At 47.9% G+C, this 21,489-nt stretch carries 20 protein-coding genes, 1 tRNA gene and 1 pseudogene; 14 read left to right on the top strand and 8 right to left on the bottom strand.

The features are described from left to right. The first annotated feature begins 52 nt into the window (after window positions 1–52). On the top strand, window positions 53–631 hold the full coding sequence (gene lpcA, locus OGW17_RS17170) for a D-sedoheptulose 7-phosphate isomerase (RefSeq protein WP_024130646.1): 579 nt from the start codon (window positions 53–55) through the stop codon (window positions 629–631). 130 nt (window positions 632–761) lie between these two features. Continuing rightward, window positions 762–1,529: a class II glutamine amidotransferase gene (locus tag OGW17_RS17165; RefSeq protein ID WP_012133779.1), complete on the top strand. Its 768-nt coding sequence runs from the start codon at window positions 762–764 to the stop codon at window positions 1,527–1,529. On the opposite strand, the gene dpaA is transcribed toward OGW17_RS17165, so the two are convergent. Then, the gene (dpaA, locus tag OGW17_RS17160) at window positions 1,500–2,240 is read right to left on the bottom strand and encodes a peptidoglycan meso-diaminopimelic acid protein amidase (RefSeq protein ID WP_012133778.1); all 741 of its coding nucleotides are present in this window, start codon (window positions 2,238–2,240) and stop codon (window positions 1,500–1,502) included. The genes OGW17_RS17165 and dpaA overlap by 30 nt on opposite strands. A 271-nt stretch (window positions 2,241–2,511) precedes the next feature. On the opposite strand from dpaA, the gene dinB reads away from it, so the two are divergent. Further along, a complete protein-coding gene (dinB, locus tag OGW17_RS17155; RefSeq protein WP_012133777.1) occupies window positions 2,512–3,567 on the top strand; it encodes a DNA polymerase IV in 1,056 nt (351 codons plus the stop codon). Here the strand turns inward: dinB and OGW17_RS21670 are convergent. After that, a pseudogene (locus OGW17_RS21670) lies at window positions 3,523–3,672 on the bottom strand (hypothetical protein); the annotation flags it as partial. The gene dinB and the pseudogene OGW17_RS21670 overlap by 45 nt on opposite strands. A gap of 13 nt (window positions 3,673–3,685) precedes the next feature. Next, on the bottom strand, window positions 3,686–5,143 hold the full coding sequence (pepD, locus tag OGW17_RS17150; protein WP_114647533.1) for a cytosol nonspecific dipeptidase: 1,458 nt from the start codon (window positions 5,141–5,143) through the stop codon (window positions 3,686–3,688). A 257-nt stretch (window positions 5,144–5,400) separates the two neighbouring features. Between pepD and gpt the strand changes: the two genes are divergently transcribed. From gpt to crl, 3 genes are all read left to right on the top strand, one after another. Further along, window positions 5,401–5,859, top strand: coding sequence for a xanthine phosphoribosyltransferase (gpt, locus tag OGW17_RS17145; protein ID WP_006685917.1), 459 nt, complete (start codon window positions 5,401–5,403; stop codon window positions 5,857–5,859). A gap of 99 nt (window positions 5,860–5,958) precedes the next feature. Further along, window positions 5,959–7,203: an esterase FrsA gene (gene frsA / locus OGW17_RS17140; RefSeq protein ID WP_047458755.1), complete on the top strand. Its 1,245-nt coding sequence runs from the start codon at window positions 5,959–5,961 to the stop codon at window positions 7,201–7,203. 57 nt (window positions 7,204–7,260) lie between these two features. Beyond that, window positions 7,261–7,659 carry a sigma factor-binding protein Crl gene (gene crl / locus OGW17_RS17135; protein ID WP_012133774.1) on the top strand — a complete coding sequence of 133 codons (399 nt, stop codon included), beginning with the start codon at window positions 7,261–7,263 and terminating at the stop codon, window positions 7,657–7,659. A 104-nt stretch (window positions 7,660–7,763) separates the two neighbouring features. Here crl and phoE read toward each other — a convergent pair whose 3' ends face one another. After that, the gene (phoE, locus tag OGW17_RS17130; RefSeq protein ID WP_024130644.1) at window positions 7,764–8,816 is read right to left on the bottom strand and encodes a phosphoporin PhoE; all 1,053 of its coding nucleotides are present in this window, start codon (window positions 8,814–8,816) and stop codon (window positions 7,764–7,766) included. Window positions 8,817–9,105: 289 nt separating this feature from the next. Between phoE and proB the strand changes: the two genes are divergently transcribed. From proB to OGW17_RS17095, 7 genes are all read left to right on the top strand, one after another. Next, window positions 9,106–10,209, top strand: a complete 1,104-nt coding sequence (gene proB / locus OGW17_RS17125; protein ID WP_012133771.1) for a glutamate 5-kinase — start codon at window positions 9,106–9,108, stop codon at window positions 10,207–10,209. Between the two features lie 11 nt (window positions 10,210–10,220). Further along, window positions 10,221–11,474: a glutamate-5-semialdehyde dehydrogenase gene (gene proA, locus OGW17_RS17120; protein ID WP_071260082.1), complete on the top strand. Its 1,254-nt coding sequence runs from the start codon at window positions 10,221–10,223 to the stop codon at window positions 11,472–11,474. A gap of 115 nt (window positions 11,475–11,589) precedes the next feature. Continuing rightward, window positions 11,590–11,665, top strand: a tRNA-Thr gene (locus OGW17_RS17115). 163 nt (window positions 11,666–11,828) lie between these two features. After that, window positions 11,829–13,025 carry a tyrosine-type recombinase/integrase gene (locus OGW17_RS17110; protein WP_286452252.1) on the top strand — a complete coding sequence of 399 codons (1,197 nt, stop codon included), beginning with the start codon at window positions 11,829–11,831 and terminating at the stop codon, window positions 13,023–13,025. A 921-nt stretch (window positions 13,026–13,946) separates the two neighbouring features. Continuing rightward, entirely contained in the window at window positions 13,947–14,855 is a 909-nt protein-coding gene (locus tag OGW17_RS17105; protein WP_071260146.1) for a hypothetical protein, read from the top strand. A gap of 13 nt (window positions 14,856–14,868) precedes the next feature. Further along, a complete protein-coding gene (locus tag OGW17_RS17100) occupies window positions 14,869–15,333 on the top strand; it encodes a serine/threonine protein kinase (protein WP_081353230.1) in 465 nt (154 codons plus the stop codon). A gap of 1 nt (window position 15,334) precedes the next feature. Next, window positions 15,335–17,362, top strand: a complete 2,028-nt coding sequence (locus tag OGW17_RS17095) for a Smc domain-containing protein (RefSeq protein WP_071260077.1) — start codon at window positions 15,335–15,337, stop codon at window positions 17,360–17,362. A gap of 463 nt (window positions 17,363–17,825) precedes the next feature. On the opposite strand, the gene OGW17_RS17090 is transcribed toward OGW17_RS17095, so the two are convergent. The 3 genes from OGW17_RS17090 to OGW17_RS17080 form a co-directional block, all read right to left on the bottom strand. Next, the gene (locus OGW17_RS17090) at window positions 17,826–18,179 is read right to left on the bottom strand and encodes a helix-turn-helix domain-containing protein (protein WP_071260075.1); all 354 of its coding nucleotides are present in this window, start codon (window positions 18,177–18,179) and stop codon (window positions 17,826–17,828) included. Window positions 18,180–18,235: 56 nt separating this feature from the next. Then, window positions 18,236–18,487: a YdgH/BhsA/McbA family protein gene (locus tag OGW17_RS17085; RefSeq protein ID WP_042324782.1), complete on the bottom strand. Its 252-nt coding sequence runs from the start codon at window positions 18,485–18,487 to the stop codon at window positions 18,236–18,238. Window positions 18,488–18,627: 140 nt separating this feature from the next. Further along, window positions 18,628–19,401 carry an SDR family oxidoreductase gene (locus OGW17_RS17080; protein ID WP_071260073.1) on the bottom strand — a complete coding sequence of 258 codons (774 nt, stop codon included), beginning with the start codon at window positions 19,399–19,401 and terminating at the stop codon, window positions 18,628–18,630. A gap of 148 nt (window positions 19,402–19,549) precedes the next feature. On the opposite strand from OGW17_RS17080, the gene OGW17_RS17075 reads away from it, so the two are divergent. Beyond that, on the top strand, window positions 19,550–20,443 hold the full coding sequence (locus OGW17_RS17075) for a LysR family transcriptional regulator (protein WP_038423571.1): 894 nt from the start codon (window positions 19,550–19,552) through the stop codon (window positions 20,441–20,443). A gap of 34 nt (window positions 20,444–20,477) precedes the next feature. Here OGW17_RS17075 and OGW17_RS17070 read toward each other — a convergent pair whose 3' ends face one another. Then, window positions 20,478–21,467, bottom strand: coding sequence for an aldo/keto reductase (locus OGW17_RS17070; protein ID WP_071260071.1), 990 nt, complete (start codon window positions 21,465–21,467; stop codon window positions 20,478–20,480). Window positions 21,468–21,489: the final 22 nt, after the last annotated feature.

Genomic DNA, 21,489 nt, shown 5'->3' with positions numbered 1-21,489 from the left:
GCTATCCGGTACACTGCATCTGTCAATTACATTCATGCTGAAGGATATCCTCATGTACCAGGATCTTATTCGTAACGAACTGAACGAAGCGGCGGAAACGCTGGCCAATTTTTTAAAAGATGAAGCCAATATTCACGCTATTCAGCGCGCGGCGGTCCTGCTGGCAGACAGTTTTAAAGCGGGTGGCAAGGTACTTTCCTGCGGTAACGGCGGCTCTCATTGCGACGCGATGCATTTTGCCGAAGAGCTGACCGGTCGCTACCGTGAAAACCGTCCAGGCTACCCGGCGATCGCTATTTCTGACGTCAGCCATATCTCCTGTGTCAGTAATGATTTTGGTTACGACTATGTTTTCTCTCGCTACGTTGAAGCGGTTGGCCGTGAAGGGGATGTGCTGTTAGGGATCTCAACTTCGGGTAACTCTGGTAACGTGATTAAAGCGATTGCCGCAGCACGCGAGAAGGGAATGAAAGTCATCACCCTGACCGGGAAAGACGGCGGTAAAATGGCAGGGACGGCGGATATTGAAATTCGCGTGCCGCATTTCGGTTATGCTGATCGTATTCAGGAAATCCATATCAAAGTGATTCATATCCTGATCCAATTGATCGAAAAAGAGATGGTTAAGTAAGCGGATAATTCTTTACTGTGTTTTTGCCGGATGACGACGTTAAAGCGTCTTATCCGGCCTACATTTGATTTGTCCAGGCCTGATAAGCGCAGCGCCATCAGGCGGTTCAGCGTTTTAAGGTAGGTGATGTATGTGCGAACTGCTCGGGATGAGCGCCAATGTGCCAACCGATATTTGCTTTAGTTTCACCGGGCTGGTTCAGCGTGGTGGAGGAACCGGGCCGCACAAAGACGGCTGGGGTATTACGTTTTATGAAGGGAAAGGGTGTCGCACATTTAAAGATCCGCAACCCAGTTTTAATTCGCCCATCGCCAGACTGGTGCAAGACTATCCCATCAAATCCTGTTCCGTCGTCGCCCATATTCGCCAGGCGAATCGTGGGGAGGTGGCGCTGGAAAATACGCATCCGTTTACCCGTGAGCTTTGGGGGCGTAACTGGACGTATGCGCATAACGGGCAGCTCAACGGCTACAAATCGCTTGAAACCGGTAATTTTCGCCCGGTTGGTGAGACGGACAGCGAAAAAGCGTTCTGCTGGCTGCTGCATAAGCTGACGCAGCGTTATCCGCGCACGCCGGGCAATATGATGGCGGTATTTAAATATATTGCGACGCTGGCAGAAGAACTCCGTAAGAAAGGTGTCTTCAACATGCTGCTGTCAGACGGGCGCTATGTTATGGCCTATTGCTCGACCAATTTATTCTGGATCACCCGCCGCGCGCCGTTTGGCGTTGCCACGCTGTTGGACCAGGATGTGGAAATCGACTTCAGTTCACAAACCACACCGAATGATGTGGTTACCGTGATTGCAACGCAGCCGCTGACGGGAAATGAAACCTGGCAAAAGATTATGCCAGGCGAATGGCGATTATTTTGTCTCGGGGAGCGTATAGTTTGACGCCAGCTGTGGCTGAACCACTTCATGGCTCAACGGTTTGCTGACCACGTAACGGCCATCAACAACGGAAACTGTTGGTGGCTTACGGGTTTGCTCAAAGTAGTCGTAGCCCGGTTTTAGCTGCGTCCAGAAATCTTTGTAATACGAATACTTATGGCGCTGCATATTTGCATCGGTCATGCGGAAGGGATAGATGCTCACCTGTACGCTGGATTGCCCGAATACCAGGGCGCCGGTTACAAACTGGAAAATCTCATCAATGCCGCTGTCGGTCATGGCATAGCAACCGACAGAGACGCAGGCGCCGTGGATCATCAGATACTTACCTTCATAACCGTGTGCGCGGTCATAGGCGTTCGGAAAACCGATATTAATGGCCTTATAGAAACGGCTGTCCGGTTTGAGCTGATTACGCTGGACGCTGTAAAAACCTTCCGGGCTTTTAAAGTCACCCTGGCGCTGTTTGGGGCCTAAGCCACCGGAATAGTTGCAAATTTTGTAGCTGTCGAGCAATTGATATTGCTCACCCATCTTGACGTACAGATCGAGCGTACGCTCTTCTTTAAAGATCTGAATATAGACAGGCGACCCCATCAACTGTTGCTTATATTCTTTGCTGACTGGCGTGGTTGGGCTGCTACTGCTTAGCAAACCGGCAAATGAGACGCACGGGATCAGAAGCATCGCAAGAAAAAATGCGATTTTACGCATACTGCTTATTCCTTGATAAAACGGTTACACACGCCAGAACGGCAAACAGAGTCCCCAAATCAGACTAATCCGTATTTGGTGCGCTCACATTATCACCACGGCAGTTTTTCGCAAGCCCCAGGCGATGCGTTTACAATTTAGTTTCTCTTTATACTGAAATTTAGCCGTCAAGGCAGTCAGAACCCGGCGCATTCTGCCGCGGCTTAATTTCCACTCGCTTCTCACAATACAAAATATACTGTATACTTAAACAGTATTGCAGAGGTGAGCCATGCGCAAAATCATACATGTTGATATGGACTGTTTTTACGCGGCGGTTGAAATGCGCGATAACCCGGCCCTGCGTGATATTCCCATTGCTATCGGCGGCAGCCGCGAGCGCAGGGGCGTTATCAGTACGGCAAATTATCCCGCCCGCAAATTTGGCGTGCGCAGCGCGATGCCGACCGGTATGGCGCTTAAGCTTTGCCCGCACCTCACGCTATTGCCGGGGCGGTTTGAGGCGTATAAAGAAGCGTCGCAGCATATCCGTGAAATCTTCTCTCGTTATACCTCGCGTATAGAGCCGCTTTCGCTGGATGAAGCCTATCTGGACGTCACCGACAGCACTTATTGCCACGGCTCCGCCACGCTTATCGCTCAGGAAATCCGTCAGACGATTTTTAACGAACTCCAGCTCACCGCATCAGCAGGTATTGCTCCGGTTAAGTTTCTGGCAAAAATTGCTTCTGATCTTAATAAACCGAATGGGCAATATGTGATTACCCCCGCCGATGTTCCTGAGTTTCTCAAAACCTTACCGCTGGGGAAAATTCCGGGGGTGGGTAAAGTGTCTGCGGCCAGGCTGGAAACGATGGGGCTGCGTACCTGTGAAGACGTGCAAAAGTACGATCTGGCGATGTTACTCAAGCGCTTTGGTAAGTTTGGCCGCGTGTTATGGGAGCGTAGCCAGGGGATTGATGAGCGGGATGTGAACAATGAAAGACTGCGTAAATCGATAGGCGTTGAACGTACGCTGGCGGAGGATATTCACGAATGGGCGGAATGCGAGGCGATCATTGAGCGGTTATATCCAGAGCTGGAAAGGCGGCTGGCAAAAGTGAAGCCTGACCTGCTCATCGCCCGTCAGGGGGTTAAATTAAAATTTAACGATTTCCAGCTGACCACTCAGGAGCACGTCTGGCCGCGTTTAAGCAAGGACGATTTAATCACGACGGCGCGTAAAACCTGGAATGAGCGGCGGGGAGGGCGGGGCGTGCGGCTGGTAGGGTTACACGTTACGCTACTGGACCCGCAACTGGAAAGACAGCTTCTGCTGGGGCTGTGACTTTGATGTATTGCCGGATGGCGGCGTAAACGCCTTATCCGGCCTACAAATCAGCGTGTAGGCCGGATTAGTTGTAGGCCGGATAAGCGTAGCGCCATCCGGCATTTAGCGCAGAATTTTACTTCGCCGGAATAGACTTCAGCAGTTCAGTCAGAAGCCGCCAGTAGTGACCGACGCTTTCGATATGAACCTGCTCATCTGGAGAGTGCGGGCCGGTAATGGTTGGCCCGATAGAGACCATGTCCATATCCGGGTACGGTTTTTTGAACAGACCGCATTCCAGACCCGCGTGAATAATCTGGATGTTCGGCGTCTTATTGAACAGACGCTGGTAAGTTTCACGCACCAGGTGCATTACCGGCGAGTTCGCATCTGGCTGCCAGCCCGGATAGCCGCCTTTTGCTTCGGTTTTCGCGCCAGCCAGTTTACCCAGTGAATCCAGCATGCTCACCACGTAGTCTTTACCGCTGTCGATCAGCGAGCGGATCAGGCAGTGGATTTCCACGTTGTTGTCGGTCATGGTCACAACGCCCACGTTCAGGGACGTCTCAACCACGCCTTTCGCTACGTCGGAATTGCGAATCACGCCGTTTGGCGTGGCGTTCAGCAGACGGATAAAGCCGTCGCGGGACGGGGCAGTCAGCGCCGCTTTGTCGTTAGCGGCTGCTTCCAGCAGAACCACCAGATTCTTCTCTTTCTCTGCCAGTTCGTTTTTCAGGATCTCCTGATAAGTGTTCACCCGCGTTTTCAGCGCATCGACGTTATCTGCCGCTACGGCAACGGTGGCGAAGGCTTCACGCGGGATAGCGTTACGCAGCGTACCGCCGTTGAAATCAACCAGACGCAGACCCAGTTCTTCAGCATGATCCGCCAGGAAGCGCACCAGCAGCTTGTTGGCATTGCCGAGACCGACGTGGATTTCGCCGCCGGAGTGGCCGCCTTTCAGGCCTTTCAGCGTCAGTTTAAAGCTCTGGAAGCCCGCCGGAATGGCTTCACGGGACAGCGGCAGGTTAGAGGTAAAATCGATACCGCCTGCACAGCCCATGTAGATCTCACCTTCTTCTTCGGAGTCGGTATTGATCAGAATATCGGCCTGTAGCCAGCCTGGCTGAAGGCCGAATGCGCCGTCCATACCGGCTTCTTCCGTCATGGTCAGCAGCACTTCCAGCGGGCCGTGTGCGACGTTGTCGTCAGCCAGAACGGCCAGCGCGGAAGCCATACCAATGCCGTTATCCGCGCCCAGCGTGGTGCCGCGGGCTTTTACCCACTCGCTGTCAATATAAGGCTGGATCGGATCTTTGGTGAAGTCGTGTACGGTGTCGTTGTTTTTCTGCGGAACCATATCCAGGTGCGCCTGCAAAACCACTGGTTTGCGGTTTTCCATACCTGCGGTGGCAGGTTTACGAATCAGGATATTACCGACCCGATCGCGCTCAGCGTGGAAACCTTTCTCTTTGGCCCAGCCCATAATGTGTTCAGCGAGCTGCTCTTCATGGTAGGACGGATGAGGAATAGAACAGATTTTTGCAAAAATATCCCACAGCGGTTGTGGAGATAATTGAGACAGTTCAGACACGATAAGTCTCCTTGACGATGTCCTGCAAAACTTTCTTGCAGGCCACAGGGTTAGCAGATTGATTGTCACCACAAGTCGGGCTTGCGAGATGCGATTGAGAATACCACTTTCCTGGTCTTCGGGTAGTATAAAGCACGTAAAAAGAGGGCTGGATTCCGCGAAACACTGGTTTTTAGCGCGTCAGGTCTCTATAATCTCGCGCAACCTGGTTCACCCTCAATTTTTAAGCCGTAGATAAACAGGCTGGGACACTTCACATGAGCGAAAAATACGTCGTCACCTGGGACATGTTGCAGATTCACGCACGCAAACTGGCAAGCCGCCTGATGCCTTCTGAACAATGGAAAGGCATTATTGCCGTCAGCCGTGGTGGTCTGGTACCGGGCGCATTGCTGGCGCGTGAGTTGGGTATTCGCCATGTCGATACCGTTTGCATCTCCAGCTACGACCACGACAACCAGCGCGAACTGAAAGTGCTGAAACGTGCGGAAGGCGATGGTGAAGGTTTCATCGTGATCGACGATCTGGTCGATACCGGCGGTACTGCTGTTGCTATCCGCGAAATGTACCCTAAAGCTCATTTCGTCACTATCTTCGCTAAACCGGCTGGCCGCCCGCTGGTGGATGATTATGTGATTGATATCCCGCAGGACACCTGGATTGAGCAGCCGTGGGATATGGGCGTGGTATTCGTCCCGCCAATCTCTGGTCGCTAATCACTGAAATTTTCAACGCCTGGCAATGCCGGGCGTTGTTTTTTTTAGCCGCACACACGTTACAATAGGCCTCAGTAAGTACCCTTGGAGGCTGCACGAATGTCACAGGCTAACCTCAGCGAAACCCTGTTTAAACCCCGCTTCAAACATCCTGAAACGTCGACGCTTGTCCGGCGCTTCAATCACGGAACGCAGCCGTCCGTGCAGTCCACTCTGGATGGTAAAAACGTGCCGCACTGGTATCGCATGATCAACCGTCTGATGTGGATCTGGCGCGGTATCGATCCGCGAGAAATCCTTGATGTGCAGGCGCGTATCGTAATGAGCGAAGCCGAGCGAACCGACAAAGAGCTGTACGACACGGTGATTGGCTACCGTGGCGGTAACTGGATCTTTGAATGGTCGAAACAGGCGATGGAATGGCAGCAGAAAGCCTGCCAGGAAACAGACCCACAGCGCAGCGGGCGCCACTGGCTGCACGCTTCCTCGCTCTACAACATTGCGGCTTACCCGCATCTTAAAGGGGATGAGCTGGCGGAGCAGGCGCAGGCGCTGGCGAACCGCGCGTATGAAGAGGCCGCGCAACGCTTGCCGGGCTCGCTGCGTGAAATGGCGTTTTCGATCCCCGGCGGCGCGCCTGTCACTGCGTTTTTGCATATGCCGAAAGGGGATGGCCCGTTCCCGACCGTACTGATGTGCGGCGGCCTGGATTCCATGCAAACGGACTATTACACCCTGTTCGAACGTTACTTCGCGCCGCGCGGTATGGCGATGCTGACGCTGGATATGCCGTCGGTTGGATTCTCGTCAAAATGGAAGCTCACCCAGGACTCCAGTCTGCTGCATCAGCATGTGTTGAAAGCGCTGCCTGGAGTACCGTGGGTTGATCATACCCGGGTGGCGGCGTTTGGTTTTCGTTTTGGCGCTAACGTTGCGGTACGTCTGGCCTACCTGGAAGCGCCGCGACTGAAAGCGGTAGCTTGTCTGGGGCCGGTGGTCCATGCGTTGTTAAGCGATTCACAGCGTCAGGGGACGGTGCCGGAAATGTATCTTGACGTGCTGGCAAGCCGTCTGGGGATGCATGATGCGTCAGATGAAGCGCTGCGCGTTGAGCTAAATCGTTATTCACTGAAGGTGCAGGGGTTGCTTGGCAGACGCTGCCCAACGCCGATGTTATCTGGCTTCTGGAAAAACGATCCGTTTAGCCCGGAAGAGGAGTCCCGGCTCATCACCTCGTCATCTTCCGACGGTAAGCTGATGGAGATTCCGTTTAATCCGGTGTATCGCAATTTTGACACTGCGCTGAAAGAAATTACCGGTTGGATCAATCACAGATTGTGTTAATGGATTGCTAAATTTTATTGTTTTGGTAAAACAGTTGCTTCACCAAAGGAGATCGCAATGACGTTACCGAGTGGACACCCGAAAAGTAGATTGATCAAGAAATTCACTGCGCTTGGCCCGTATATACGCGAAGGGCAGTGCGAAGATAATCGTTTTTTTTTCGATTGCCTGGCTGTTTGCGTCAACGTGAAGCCAGCGCCTGAGAAACGTGAATTCTGGGGCTGGTGGATGGAACTGGAAGCGCAGGAAAAACGCTTTACCTACAGCTACCAGTTTGGCCTGTTTGACAAAGAAGGTAACTGGACCGCCGTGCCGATTAAAGAGACCGAAGTGATTGAACGCCTGGAGTACACCCTGCGCGAGTTTCATGAAAAATTGCGTGCACTGCTGACTTCGCTGAATCTGGCGCTGGAACCCGCCGATAACTTCAAAGAACCGGTGAAGTTAACGGCGTAACATAGAATAATGCCGGATGACGCTACGCTTATCCGGCCTGCAACAGTGCAAAAGAGTAGGCCGGATAAGACGCCTGAGCGTCGTCATCCGGCAAATTAAGACAATCAGAACTGGTACGTCATACCAATCGCGACGATATCATCGCTGCTTACGCCCAGCTTGTTATCATCGTCAATCTGGTTGATTTTATAATCAACGAACGCGGACATATTTTTATTGAAATAATATGTTGCGCCCACATCGATATATTTCACGATATCTTCATCACCGATACCTTCAATATCTTTGCCTTTAGACTGAACATAGCCCAGGGAAGGACGCAGACCGAAATCAAACTGATACTGGGCAACCGCTTCGAAGTTTTGCGCTTTATTGGCGAAACCACCGGAAATAGGCGCCATGTTGCGGGTTTCAGAATAGATAGTCGCCAGGTAAATGTTATTGGCGTCATATTTCAGACCCGTCGCCCAACCTTCCGCGTTTTTACCTTGTCCGCGAGATTGCAGGTTCTGCTCATTGGTGCGGTCTGAATTGGCGTATGCGCCGATGATGGCGAAGTCGCTGCCGCCGAAGTCATAGCTCAGAGATGTGCCGAAACCGTCGCCATTCTGCTTTTTGACGTCGCGGTTTTCGTTTTTACCCTGATATTGCAGGGTTAAGTTCAGACCATCGATAACGCCGAAGAAATCGGTGTTACGGTAAGTTGCCAGGCCACTGGCACGTTTGGTCATAAAGTTGTCGGTCTGTGCAAGGCCGTCGCCGCCGAATTCAGGGAACATATCCGTCCACGCGGCAACGTCGTACAGGGCGCCCAGGTTACGACCATAATCTAACGAACCGAAATCGTTCAGCTTCAGACCCGCAAAAGCCAGACGGGTTTTCTGACCGCCTTCGCTTTCTGTTTTGTTACCGGCGAACTCAGCTTCCCAGCGACCGTAACCGGTCAGCTGATCGTTAATCTGCGTTTCGCCTTTAAAGCCAAAGCGGATATAAGTCTGGTCGCCATCTTTGCTGTCATCATCACTGATGTAGTGCATCGCTTTTACTTTGCCATACACGTCCAGTTTATTACTGTTTTTGTTATACACTTCTGCTGCCTGCACGGATGCCGATGCAACAATACCCATCACCACTAATGCCAGAGTGCTCTTTTTCATTTTCATTCCTGATTTAAAATTACGCGCTAATATTCGCTGGGAGTGATCCCCGTGAAAAACAGGATGGTTTTTAACGCTCTGCAATGAAGGTTTTATGACAAATTAAGAATATTTTTAAAAAAGGATGATTTATTATTGCGGTAATAAAATTGTCAGAAACTGCCGCTACGCTTGCTGATCCTGCGCAACAAAATTTCATGCTTTGTGCTCTGGTTGTTGGCAACCGGGGCCAGTCCTGCTAAAACGTTCGTTTGATATCATTTTCCCCTATTTTGAATGGCAGAGAATCATGAGTGACAGCCAGACGCTGGTGGTAAAACTCGGCACCAGTGTGCTAACGGGCGGATCGCGCCGCCTGAACCGTGCCCATATCGTAGAACTTGTTCGTCAATGCGCGCAGCTACATGCCGCAGGCCATCGTATTGTGATCGTCACGTCGGGCGCTATTGCCGCCGGGCGTGAGCATCTTGGCTACCCGGAACTCCCGGCGACCATAGCGTCTAAACAACTGTTGGCGGCGGTGGGGCAGAGTCGTCTGATTCAGCTTTGGGAACAGCTATTCTCTATCTACGGTATTCACATCGGGCAGATGCTGCTGACGCGTGCGGATATGGAAGACAGAGAGCGCTTCCTGAACGCGCGTGACACCCTGCGTGCGCTGCTGGACAACAATATTGTCCCTGTCATCAATGAAAACGATGCCGTGGCGACCGCTGAAATAAAAGTGGGCGATAACGACAATCTTTCCGCGCTGGCCGCCATTCTGGCGGGCGCCGACAAATTGTTGTTACTGACCGATCAGCAAGGGTTGTTTACCGCCGATCCGCGAACCAACCCGCAGGCTGAACTGATTAAAGACGTGTACGGCATTGATGATGCGCTGCGTGCGATTGCGGGCGACAGCGTCTCTGGCCTGGGAACCGGGGGAATGGGCACTAAATTGCAGGCTGCCGATGTTGCCTGTCGTGCCGGAATCGACACCATCATCGCGGCGGGCAGCAAGCCGGGCGTGATTGGTGATGTTATGGCAGGCATTTCTGCGGGAACCCGTTTCCATGCGCAAGCCTCCCCGCTGGAAAACCGCAAACGCTGGATCTTTGGCGCGCCGCCTGCCGGTGAAATCACGGTGGATGAAGGGGCGACATCTGCGATTCTGGAACGCGGTAGCTCATTATTGCCAAAAGGCATTAAAAGCGTGACAGGTAACTTCTCGCGTGGTGAAGTGATCCGCATCCGTAACCAGGAAGGGCGTGATATCGCCCACGGCGTTACCCGTTATAACAGCGACGCGCTGCGCCGTATTGCTGGTCACCACTCTCAGCAGATTGACGCGATTCTTGGCTATGAATATGGCCCGGTCGCTGTCCATCGCGATGACATGATTACCCGTTAAGGAGCCGACGTATGCTGGAACAAATGGGCATTGCTGCCAAAGCGGCGTCCTACAAACTGGCGCTACTCTCCAGCCGCGAGAAGAATCGCGTACTGGAAAAAATAGCGGACGAACTGGAAGCGCAAACTGAAAGCATCCTGAGCGCTAACGCCCAGGACGTTGCCGAGGCGCGCGAAAACGGCCTCAGCGAAGCGATGCTGGATCGTCTGGCATTGACGCCGGCGCGCCTGAAAGCGATTGCCGATGACGTCCGTCAGGTGTGTAACCTGGCCGACCCGGTCGGACAGGTGATTGATGGCGGTCTGCTGGACAGCGGGCTGCGTCTGGAACGTCGTCGTGTTCCGCTGGGCGTCATTGGCGTGATTTACGAAGCGCGTCCCAATGTGACCGTTGACGTCGCCTCGTTGTGCCTGAAAACCGGCAACGCGGCGATTCTGCGTGGCGGTAAAGAGACGTATCGCACCAATGCGGCAACGGTTGCGGTGATTCAGCAAGCGCTGGAAGCCTGCGGCTTACCTGCTGGCGCAGTTCAGGCGATCGACAGCCCGGATCGCGCGCTGGTCAATGAAATGCTGCGTATGGATAAATACATCGACATGCTGATCCCTCGTGGCGGCGCGGGCCTGCACAGGCTGTGCCGTGAGCAGTCGACGATCCCGGTGATCACCGGCGGGATTGGCGTATGCCATATCTTTGTTGACGACAGCGCGGAGATCGAGCCGGCGCTGAAGATCATCGTCAATGCGAAAACCCAGCGTCCGAGTACCTGCAACACGGTGGAAACGCTGCTGGTGCATCAGGATATCGCTGCGCGTTTTCTGCCTGCGCTGAGCAAGCAAATGGCGGAAAGCGGCGTCACGCTGCATGCTGACGATACGGCGCTGGCCCAACTGAAATCAGGCCCGGCGAACGTGGTAGCGGTGAAAGCCGAAGAGTATGACGACGAGTTCCTGTCGTTGGATCTGAACGTGAAAATCGTGGCCGGCCTGGATGACGCAATTGCGCATATTCGTGAACACGGTACTCAACATTCCGATGCGATCCTGACGCGCACTCTGCGCAACGCCGATCGTTTTGTGAATGAAGTGGATTCGTCCGCCGTTTACGTCAATGCTTCTACCCGATTTACCGATGGCGGACAATTTGGCCTTGGCGCGGAAGTGGCCGTCAGCACGCAAAAATTACACGCACGCGGCCCAATGGGGCTGGAAGCGCTGACCACCTACAAGTGGATCGGCATCGGTGACGATACCATTCGTGCGTAATTAAAACCGGAGTGATGCAAAATCAGCCACTTGATTCACAAGGCTATTGACGCATCACCCGGTTAGTTTTAACCTTCTACCCCGTGATTCACACTCGTGGTCATGTCCTTTCAGGGCCGATATAGCTCAGTTGGTAGAGCAGCGCATTCGTAATGCGAAGGTCGTAGGTTCGACTCCTATTATCGGCACCATTTCAAACTCTTCCCAAGTCTACCGAAATCAACTTAAAGCCCGTATACTGCGGTTTTTGGCCCGTATTTTATCTCCTGTTATCAACTGGACTCAACCGGAATCAAGTCACAGTTGGGGGCATAAGTGGGGGCATTCTGTGTTCGGTTCAGGGAGATGCCCCCAATGAAGCTTAATGCACGACAGGTAGATGCTGCTAAACCCAGAGAGAAAGCCTACAAGCTAGCAGATGGTGCAGGCTTGTATCTTGAAGTTGTTCCTTCTGGTTCTCGATACTGGCGGATGAAATATCGCTTCAATGGAAAAGAGAAGCGTATGGCTTTTGGGGTCTATCCGGCAGTGTCCCTTGCACAAGCGAGGGCACTGCGTGATGAAGCTAAGAAAAAGCTGGCCGAGGGTATCGATCCGTCTTTCGCAAAGAAAGAAGAAAAGCTGGTTCGGGATGTGCAACTCAACAACACGTTCCAGTCTGTGGCGCTTGAGTGGCACGGAACGAAGGTAAACCGATGGTCAGAAGGTTATGCCTCCGACATTATCGAAGCTTTCAATAAAGATATTTTCCCCTATATCGGCCAGCAGCCGGTGAATGAAATCAAACCGCTGGTTCTGCTTAATGTGCTGCGTCGAATGGAAAGCCGTGGCGCGACAGAGAAGGCCAAGAAAGTTCGCCAGCGCTGCAGCGAAGTCTTTCGTTACGCCATCGTGACTGGCCGTGCGGAATATAACCCTGCAGCGGATCTTACCAGCGCGATGTCAGGGCATGAATCGAAGCATTATCCCTTCCTTACCGTTGAGGAGTTACCAGACTTCTTTAAAGCTCTCTCTGGTTATACAGGCAGCCCGCTGGTTGTTCTTGCCGCACGTTTGCTGATCCTTACGGGAGTTCGCACCGGCGAGCTTCGAGGTGCTTTCTGGAGTGAATTTGATCTTGAGAAAGCGGTGTGGGAAATCCCTGCCGACCGAATGAAGATGAAACGGCCTCACTTTGTGCCCCTCTCTACCCAAGCTCTGGAAATCGTACAGCAGCTCAAAGTGATGTCAGGGCAATATCCACTGGTGTTTCCTGGAAGGAATGATCCCCGCAAAACAATGAGCGAAGCGAGTATTAATCAGGTGTTTAAGCGGATTGGATACACGGGGAAGGTAACGGGGCATGGCTTCCGCCACACGATGAGTACGGTCTTACATGAGGAAGGATTCAATACGGCATGGATTGAAACTCAGCTTGCGCATGTCGATAAGAATGCGATTCGTGGGACGTATAACCATGCTCAGTATCTGGAAGGGCGGAGGGAGATGATGCAGTGGTACGCAGACCATATTGATAACATTGGAAAATATAAACTAATCATGGCGTTATGAGACAATCTCAGAATTTAGCCGTTTATTAGTAGATAGCGTGAAAACTTAAGCAGAGCTTCTCTGTTTCGGAGGAGCTCAATACCGAACAATTTTTTTTGCTGAGTTATCCGAAGCCTGATTTCACCGCTTCAAGCACATACTCACACTTATCGATAATTATCCTGCGTTGTGGGCTGTACTATCGCACATTGCCACCTTCGACATTTTTCTTGTTCCATAGATGGCAAACACCTCCCGTATGTTTAACGATGGAAGTCATCTGCGTCGAATCGTGGCTGCGTGGCGCGAGCACCTGTAAGTTGCTGTAGTTATCGTATTCGAAAAAACCAAAAAAATATTCTTCTCTACTGAGGTATTCACTGTAAATGTTAAGGAGCCTGAGACCTAATGTTCATCGATATCAGGCAAATACATTAGTAACATTTGATTATTTTTCTTCCTCATTTTTGTGATTACATGATACTGTATGTTTGTCCAGTATCGTGTGAGGGGGTATGTTAACTGGGAGCTAAGCAAAAAAGTGTTGCTTAGACGAAATGAGCTTATAGCGCGATTAGCAATGGAAGGCGGAAACCATGAAAAAGATTAGGAGATTGAATCAGGGTTCAATGCTGAAATCGCTGAAGGAAAGCTAATCAAAAATCATGGGATTTCTTTAGTTTTCTTTGCATCTTCGATTTTGAACACCTAGTAGAGGATAGTATGGCGAGGTTATATATTGTAAATCAAATGCTTACAATGTACTCCGGTGTTTTTTGCCATCCAGGCACTCACCTCCATGTTGGCTTCTACATTCGACCATGGGGTTATCTGTATACTACAAAAGTGACCTTTAAAGGTGCCTGTTATTTGGTCGTTCGTATTTACTCCCTTAAGAACAAGAAGTTATACTGGGTTAAAAATTTCTCAACGGAATTAGAAATGCATATCGACCCACATAGCGATCCCAAGGCATGGGAATCGTATTTCAAAAGCATTATTTGGCTACATTACAAGCCAGCAAATTGTTGTGACTTACCTGATTCACATGGAGGGGATTTTGGTCTTGAATGCTACACCCTCAGTGGACATGTTTTTCAGTGTTATTTGCCTGAGCAGTCTAGTGATATTGATAAACTTTATAAAGCGCAGCAAAAGAAAATATATAATGATATTCAGAAATTCTCCAAAGACAATGTTAAAGAATTAGAGGAGTTGTTTGGAACATTAAAGATTAGTCGTTGGATATTGGCAACACCTTATAATAAATCAGCTAAACTAAGTCAATATTGTACAAAGAAATCCCTTAAGGTTCGCCAGTTAGGTCTTCCGTATGTTGCTGATGATTTTCAAATCATTGTTCAAACTGAAAGTAGCTATTCACAAGAAGCTTTTTTACTTCGCAAAGACTCATATCAATTAAGTCTGAACTTAGATGATACTACTGTTGAAGGAGCTCTAGAATTCATCAGTGATAATAGTTCTTTCCTTGAAAAGTTGAATTTAAAATTACCTAAGATCCACGACTCCATGTCAAGGCAAGAACAGATTAGGAATTTTCTAATTCAGAAGTTCCTTGATTATCAGAATCTATTAGACACTTTAAAGAAAAATTGGGTTGATATTTATGAAATCGTTTATAAATGTATTCAACAGAGAGAGAATAATTTAGTTGGGATGTTTATGCTTGCCCCATCTAATGCCCAACCATCAAAAATTATGACAGATCAAATTGAAGCATTAAAAAAATGTATTGAAGAAGAAGTTCCAACTTTTAAACAATCGGATCTCGAGAAAATTACTTGGGGTGTGATTTCCGATTGGTTGATACGATGCCCATTAGACTTTTAAGGTGGAAAAAAAGATGCATATAACTATAGAGGAAATAATCGGGAAACCTTTCACCTTTACTAAAAGACCTGAACACTTACCTTGCGATATGAGGCCATTATGGCGTTGTAGTTTAATTTTATTGATTCTATCTATCGTTGGTCGTTCTGGTTGCTGTTCTTTAAAAAAAATGCATGTTGTTAATTGGGTTTTGAAATCAGATCAAAATGTAGCTAGCTTTGAGTTTTGGACTTTAAACAAGGAAAGCCTTAAACCTGAGGTTCGCATGGATCCTACACTCGACCGTGCGCTAGAGCTAATGTTAGCTGAAGGTTTTATAATACGAGAGAACGACAAATATAAAATAGCTGAAAAGGGAGAATTATGTGCAGTAAAGTTAACTGCACTAGATGTATTCAAGGATGAATCTTTTAAACTGCATAAGCTTAAAAAAGGATTGTCCGAAACTAATGTTAATAAAATATTCCAAGTGGGGTAATATGTCATTAGAAATTGTTTCTTTGGATATTGTTGCAAATACTACTGATGGCCGATATGGAGTCACTATTCCATTTTCTAAAGGCTTATTTCTATTACGCATGGAAAACTCTCATGGTAAATCAACATGCATGAATGCTATAGCCTACGCTCTAGGAATGGAAAAAGCATTAGGTATGGGAAGTGCCAAAATCCCATTCCCACCTTCTCTGACAAGAGTCTTAAATACAATAGATGGTCAAGAAATTAATGTCATCTCATCGTTTGTCACTTTAAAAATCAAGAATAATAATGGCGTAGTTGCATCTTTGAAGAGAAATATTATTGGTTTTGAAAGTGATAATATTATTTATATCGACGAAACTGATATGAATGGAGAGGGGAATAGAAGTGGTTCATATTTCCTCCATCGTGAAGGTGATACTGAGCGGGATATGGGGTTTTATAAATGGTTGACTGTATTTTTAGGCTGGAATTTACCTCTAGTACCTAATCATAACGGTAAAGAAACCCCTCTTTACCCGTCAGTGCTATTCCCTGCATGGTATGTTGAACAGAAGAAAGGTTGGTCATCAATAATGGCCACAATTCCAACTCAATTTGGTATTAAAGAAGTTAAAAAAAGAGCTCTTGAGTTTTTAATGTCTCTTGATGTTAATGAAAATATACTTAAGCGAAGCGCTATAAAAAATGGTATTGATGAAGTTATATATCAATGGAAAATAATCAAGAGAAATGCGGAAATAGTTGCCTCAAAGGTTTCATCAGTCGTGACTGGCATACCAGAACAGCCTGAGGCCAAGTTTGATAATTATAAAATAGATCTGGTTATAAAAGAAGGAGATGATATTAAATCACTAAGTGATCTTCGAGAAATTTATGCGAATGAATTGAAAGCGATTAATGCCGAAAGTTTTGGACAGGCCGATGATACAGCTCTGCAATTATCCGTTTTGAGTTCTATAAGTTCTAAAGTCGATGAAGTACATAAATTAGAATTAGAATTGCAAGCGATAAGTGATCATAAAAGTTATATAAACTATCAGATATTTTCTACAAATAAAAGGTTGAGCAATCTTTTAGATGATAAAAGGAAATATGAGGATTTGAAGAAGATATCAGACTCTACTGTATACGAGTCTACACAATTACTAAGTAATGAATGTCCTACTTGTGGGGCTCAATATAATGATAATCTCTTGGATTTTTCATCTCAAGAGAATCTCATGACATATGAAAGTAGCTTAAATTTTATCAAAGAGCAAATAAAGGCTTTTGATTTTGTTTTATTAGATTGTAACAAACAATTGAAATTTAAAGAGGCTGAACAGAAAAAAATAGAATCAAAAATAGCTACTTTAAAATCAGAAATAAGTAAACTGAAAAGCACTGATTATCCTTCAGTTGCTCTTCAAGAGGAGTATCTACGCCATAAAATTAATTTGGAAAATGATATTGAGGATATTGATGAGGCGATTATCAATATAACTAACATTCGTCTTGAGCTAGATACGCTCCACAAAAAGTACAAAAAGCTAATTTCAGATAGAAAATCCCTGCCGGAAAGAATACTTTCACATAACGACACTTCGAAGTTACGGTTGTTAAATTCTGGTGTAGTTGAAAGGTTAAGGAAATATAATTTTGATAGTTTTGATGCAGAACTTATAGGGATATCTGAAGATAATTACCTTCCAACCAGGGAAGGCTATGACATTGGTTTTGATACCTCAGCTAGTGATGGTATCAGAATAATTTGGGGATATCTGATCAGCTTGTTCACCGTTGGCCAACGCTTTACGACTAATCACCCTGGATTGATCATTTTTGATGAACCAAGGCAACAAGAAGCAAATAAAGTGAGCTTTGCTGAATTGCTTAGAGATGCGGCTGAATCAACAAAGGTCAGTGGTCAGATTATCTTTGCTACATCTGAAGATGAGAGTGTTTTAGTCGAAGCGTTGAAGGGTTATGAGTATACGATTGTATCCTTCGATAAAAAAGACGGAAAAGTGATAAGGAAGTTATAAAGTTAATTGATATCTTAGCGCATTATCTAGTATTGAATTCTGAGTTATGTATTCCCAGCCTGCGTCTAAGCAGATGCTGGCTGGGAATGATGCGGCTGCATTAAAAACTTTCTATAAAGTGGATTAGCAAGTTAGGGATGGTTTTGCGCTCAAATGAGGTTTTTATATTTATCAGTAGGGTACATTTAATCTACATGTTTAAATTATTGAATGAGATACGGAGCTATAACGGCCGCGTGTCGTTGCGCTGATTAATTTGAATAAAATGTCGGGAGATCTCTAAAAATGAATGACTTGTTTTTTTAGGATACTTTCAATAGCATGTCCGATATCTAATCTCATAGGTCGCGCGGATACTCACGAAAAGATTATGAGCTTTTTTATAATTAAATATTTCTGCAGTAAAAATTCCGTTGCTGAAATAATATTTTATTTTGGCAGCTTTTAGATGATTTCAATGATTTCAATGATTTAAATAATTACTGTATTTTTCTTTTTGCGTTTCTATACATTGTTGGTGAAAATTATATTCTTTAGATAAAAGTTTAATAAAAGTATGTATTGAGTCAAACCAATATTTATAAGCTATGCCCAACACTGGAATAAAAATATTAATAAGATCTATTCCTGCAAGTCTAAGTTTCGTATCTCTTATGTACTTCCCAAGGCTAACTTCTTTCACCTGCACAAAAATCCGCTGAAGATGCCATCTGGTGTATCCTGCCCGCGCAGCAACATCCTCTATCTTCAGCGGCTTATGTAAGTTTGAATCAATCCATTGAGTTATCTCATCGATGATGCCTTCTGTTCTGAACATAAATCGACGCTCACTATAAGAGGGCTGTGACACATCCTTTTTAGGATGTATTTTATTTACTTATAGATTTCAGCAACCCCGTGCAGCCGATTATTCCCCGTGGTTGACAGAATTTTGAACGATGTTGCTCCTTGCTCATCAGCCTTACGAGAGAGCGCATTCGATAAATCATCAAGCGTATAGGCATTGCTGGTTGAGACTACACCAATCTTTTCTTTCCCATCTGCATGGTTAATTTCCTGAGCTGCAGAGGCGGCATTCACTGATATAAACCCCATGACCAATGTAGTAATAAGTAGTGCTTTCATATTTAATACCTCTTTTAAAATCTATGTTTAAAACTGGATTCGTACCAAGGGAACTATCCCGTCTGTATATGTAAATATACAGGCATAAGCTGACATGAGGCTGACCGCTATATGACAAAATTGTCAGGGTTGTAGATTGGTTAATTTTTTGAATACAAATTCAGCTCGTTAATAATGCACTCAGGTTCTTCACGCAGAGGCATATTGTCTATGTCCAGAACCCCATCATTTTTTTGTGGATCATCAGACTGCAGGTCTGCAAACAGTGGGGTAAGATCCTGCTGTGCTTCGCCTCGCTCAGCTACCAGCTCGAACGTTTTATTTTTTGCCTCGTCGTAGGTCAGGGCACTGACCAGAACCTCTGCGATTTGCTCCCGGGATATCACACCATCTTCCGGTGTTCCCGCATGGCGACGATCTCCCTGAAGCATAACGATTCTGTGTTCATCATCATTGTTGTAATCAAACCAGCCGGGCCTGACGATGGTATAGGGGTGATCGCTGGCCCTGACCAGACGCTCGGCACGTCTTTTCCAGTCATGAACTTCGGTGCGTTGATTCCAGGTGCTGAGTCGTTCAGTCACACCAATTGTGGTCATTAAGCTGATGCGAACAGGCGTATCTCTGAATAGGCGTAAAATATTACGCACGCCGCCGTAATCAATTGCTCTGGCACCAATACGACCCTGACCATCGGAACCGAGAGTGAAGATGATGGCATCAATATCTTTCGGTAATTCGGTGAGTGTTTCAGGCATTGAAACATCGCCGTAAAAAACATCTGTTCCACGAGGAAGCAATTTTACTTTGCGTTTATTTCTGACCAGCGCTACAGGCTGATGGCCCATTTTGATAGTAGTGTTGACGACATGAAGGCCAATACTTCCTGTCGCCCCTGCAACAAGTATTCTCATGATAAACCTACTGATAATTCAGACTTATTTTTGATACGGTCAGAATATCAATTATCATTAATGTCAGTAATGGGGCTAAAATGATTGTGTCTATGAACACCCTTCATGAGTACGCGATGAAGGGAATGCCCCCATAAGGAAATCGCCGATGCTCAAAGAAAATTTCAACGAACTGCAAATCTTTCTTGTGGTGGCAAGGGAGCGAAGTTTTACCAAAGCAGCGGGTAAACTGGGCGTTTCTCAGTCTGCACTCAGCCACGCGATGAAGGCCCTGGAGGAAAGGCTGAATATTCGCCTTCTGACCCGCACGACCCGAAGCGTTGCCCCTACGGAAGCCGGTGAGAGAATTATTGCCTGCCTTGAACCTCGCATTGCCGATCTTGAACAGGAACTGGAATCGCTTGTTCAACTGAACGGTACCGCCTCCGGCAATATCCGTTTATCTGCCGGGGAGCATGCCGCGCGAAGTCTGGTATGGCCGAAGCTAAAACCCTTCCTCAGGGAATATCCCGAAATTAATCTCGAACTGGTGGTTGATAACGGCTTTGTCGATATTGTTGAGGGGCGTTTTGATGCCGGGATCCGCCTTGGCGAAAGTGTGGATAAGGATATGATTGCGGTAAGAATTGGGCCGGATATGAGAATGGCTGTGGTAGGAGCGCCGTCTTATTTCGCTGCAAATCCTGCACCTGAAACGCCGCACGAGCTACAAAATCACCGGTGTATCAATATGCGCCTGCCGACAGCCGGTGGGCTTTACCACTGGGAGTTTGAGAAGGAGGGGAAACCGTTACGTGTCAGAGTAGAAGGGCAGGTAACCTTTAATCTGCAGGCGGAACGAATTGATGCGGCGTTATCCGGTTTTGGTATCGCCTGTATACCTGAAGACAGGGTGCAGGATTATATAAATTCAGGAGAGCTTATCCAGATTCTGCAGGACTGGTGTCCGTCTTTCCCCGGATATTACCTCTACTACCCGAGCCGCAAGCAGCATCCCCCCGCTTTTGCGCTAATGATCGATGCACTTCGCTATCAGGAATAACGGGTCCGCCAATTGCAGAGGACCCGTCCGGGTATTAACGGCCTACGCGAGCCTGGTGCTCAGGAGAATAACGCTCTCCGACGATTTTAATCGTTTCAAGCGCCTGGTTTATCTGCTGTGAGTCATCCTGTGAAAGAATGATGTCGGCAGCCCCCAGATTTTCCTCCAGCCGATGTAGTTTGGTGGTACCTGGGATAGGAACAATCCAAGGCTTTTGTGCCAGCAACCATGCCAGCGCGATTTGTGCAGACGTCACGCCTTTCTCTGCCGCCAGTTCACCCAGCAATGAGACCAGCTTTTCATTGGCTTCAATCGCCTGCTCGGCGAAACGCGGTACGGTGCTGCGATAATCATCCTTGCCAAAGGTAGTTCCTGGCTTAATCGAGCCCGTCAGGAAGCCTTTACCTAATGGGCTGAAGGGCACAAAACCAATGCCCAGTTCCTCCAGCAACGGCAGGATCTCATGCTCAGGCTCGCGCCACCACATGGAGTATTCGCTTTGCAGCGCAGTGACCGGTTGTACGGCATGCGCACGACGAATGGTTTGCGCGCCAGCCTCGGACAGACCGAAATGTTTGACTTTGCCTTCAGCGATCAGGTCTTTCACGGTTCCCGCAACGTCTTCAATTGGGACATCCGGATCGACACGATGTTGATACAGCAGATCAATAACATCAGTGTTAAGACGGCGTAATGATCCTTCCACCGCTTCACGGATATGCTCCGGACGGCTGTTTAAAATCTGCTGCTTGTTGTCGTCGCCAAAAGTAAAACCAAACTTGGTGGCGATGACCACACGGTCACGAAACGGTTTTAAGGCTTCACCGACAACCTCTTCATTAAGAAAGGGGCCATACACTTCAGCGGTATCGAAGAAGGTGACGCCACGTTCAACCGCTGCGCGAATCAATTCGATAGCCTGACGCGTATCGGTCGCCGGGCCATAGCCGTGGCTTAAGCCCATGCAGCCGAGCCCAAGCGCGGAGACTTCGAGTCGGGATTTACCCAGATAACGTTTTTGCATTGAATGAATACCTCTTTTATCG

This window comes from Citrobacter sp. CK181, assembly GCF_030333595.1.
Lineage (GTDB): Bacteria > Pseudomonadota > Gammaproteobacteria > Enterobacterales > Enterobacteriaceae > Citrobacter_B > Citrobacter_B koseri.
Note: the sequence above shows the minus strand (reverse complement) of the source record. Positions and strands in the feature narration are given on the sequence as shown.